This is a genomic window from Bradyrhizobium iriomotense (assembly GCF_018129405.1).
Lineage (GTDB): Bacteria > Pseudomonadota > Alphaproteobacteria > Rhizobiales > Xanthobacteraceae > Bradyrhizobium > Bradyrhizobium iriomotense_B.
Window position 1 is genome coordinate 1 of sequence record NZ_JAFCLP010000049.1, and the last position, 2,279, is coordinate 2,279.

1 protein-coding gene is annotated in these 2,279 nt (G+C 66.9%); it reads right to left on the reverse strand.

Annotated elements, in window-relative coordinates:
• Positions 1–2,279 (reverse strand): hybrid sensor histidine kinase/response regulator (locus JQ592_RS38120; RefSeq protein WP_211407846.1); only part of this gene is annotated, 2,279 nt, incomplete at both ends.

Below are 2,279 nucleotides of genomic sequence, written 5' to 3' on the forward strand. Positions count from 1 at the left end.
GCCCGGCTCAGCTCGGAGGCGCCGGCGGCGCCCGCGGTCTGCTCCTTCAGCGCCGCGATCAGACCGGGACGGTCGAACTTGGCGACATAGTCGTGGAAGCCGGCCTGCCGGCCGCGCTCGATCGCCGCCGGCGACACCAGCGCCGACAGGCCGATGATCGGCGTCGCGGCGAGGTTGTTGTCGGAGCGAATGGTCTCGGCGAACTCGAAGCCGTTCATGTCGGGCATCTCGATGTCGGTCAGGATCACGTCGAAGCTCTGCGCGCGCAGCGCAGCCAGGCCCTCCTGCGCGGTCGGCGCGGTGCGGACGCGGTAGCCGGCCGCCTTCAGCACCGGCGCCAGCATGTTGCGGAAGAAGGCACTGTCGTCGACCAGCAGCACCGACTGCGAGTGCATCGACGGCTTCATCTCCTTGCGGGTGAACCAGTCGGCGAACGCCATGGGCAGGAAGTGGCCGACGTCGATCACCTCGGTGGCCTGGCCCTTGATCACGGCCGAGCCCAGAATGCCCTGGCTGGAGCCGCCGACCTCGATGTTGAGGCGTTCCTCGACGATGTCGATGATCTCGTCGACGACGAGGCCCATGGAGCGGCCGTCGTCGGCGAACACCAGGATCGGCTGGGCGCCCTGGCTCGCAATGGTGACGCCTTCCATGGCCACCAGCGGCATCAGCTGCTCGCGGTACTGCACCATGTAGCGGCCGTTGGAGAACTCGATCTTGTCGGCGGGGAGCTCTTCCAAGCGCGTGACGAGGCCAAGCGGGACCGCCTTGGGCTGCGACGAGCCGGCGCGGAACACCAGCAGCGAGGTGGTCTGCTCGCCCGAGCCGATGTGGTGCGCGCCGTTCTCGTCGCCCATGTCATGGGCCGAGGAGCCGGCGGCGCCGAGCGCCTTGGCAATGCCGTTGGGGTCGATGATCATGATCACGGCGCCATCGCCCAAAATGGTGTTGCCGGAGAACATGTCGATGTGACGGAGCTTGGTCGACATCGGCTTGACGACGATCTCTTCGGTGTGGAACACGCCGTCGACGACGATGCCGAAGGTCTGGCTGCCGACCTGGGTCACCACGATGAAGCCGTTCTCGGGATCTGAGGCCGCGCCATCGTCGATCTTGAGGAGCTTCTTGAGGTGGATCAGCGGCAGCAGCTTGTTGCGCAACCTGAGGACCGCGGTGTCCTTGATGCGCTCGATGCGGTGCTCGGAGTTGGCGCGGGCACGCACCAGCTCGACCACCGAGAGCTGCGGGATCGCAAAACGGTCGCCGGCGGCCTCGACGATCAGGGCGGAGACGATGGCCAGCGTCAGCGGGATCTTGATGGTGACGCTCGAGCCTTCACCGGCCACCGACTTGATGTCGATGGTGCCGCCGATCTGGTCGATATTGGTGCGCACCACGTCCATGCCGACGCCGCGGCCGGAGACCGAGGTGATGGCGGCCGCGGTGGAGAAGCCCGGCGCGAAGATGAACTTGTGGATCTGGGCTTCGCTCATCTTCTCGAGCTCGGCCTCGGTGACGAGGCCTGAGGAGAGCGCCTTGGCCTTGATCTTCTCGGTGTTGAGGCCGCGGCCGTTGTCGGCGATGCAGATGATGATGTGGCCGCCCTCGTGATAGGCGGACAGCCGAATGGTGCCCTGCTCGCCCTTGCCGCTGGCCAGGCGCTCGGCGGGGGTCTCGAGGCCATGGTCGGCGGAGTTGCGCACCATGTGGGTGAGCGGGTCCTTGATCAGGTCGAGCACCTGGCGGTCGAGCTCGGTGTCGGCGCCGTGCATCTCCAATTCGATCTGCTTGCCGAGTTCGCTCGAGAGGTCGCGGACGATGCGGGGCAGCTTCTGCCAGGCATTGCCGATCGGCTGCATGCGCGTCTTCATGACGCCTTCCTGCAGCTCGGCGGTGACGTTGGAGAGGCGTTGCAGGGGCACCTTGAACTCGGTGTCCTCGTTGCGCCTTGAGATCTCCAGGAGCTGGTTGCGGGTCAGGACCAGCTCGGAGACCATGGTCATCAGATGCTCCAGCGTATCCACGTTGACGCGGATCGACTGGTTGGCGATGCGGTCGCCCTCGCTCGCGCTCTCGTCGGCCATCGACTTCTTCGGCGCGGCCTTTTCCTTGGCGGGCTTTGCCGCTTCCTTCGCAGCAGGTGCCGGCGCTTCAGCAGCGGGCGCCGGCGCGGCCTTGACTTCAGCCTTGGCAACGGGCGCGGGGACCGGCGCTTCGATCGCGGTCTCGCGGAAGGCGCGCTCGAGCTCGTCGAGCGAGACTTCGCCGGGGCGCAGCGG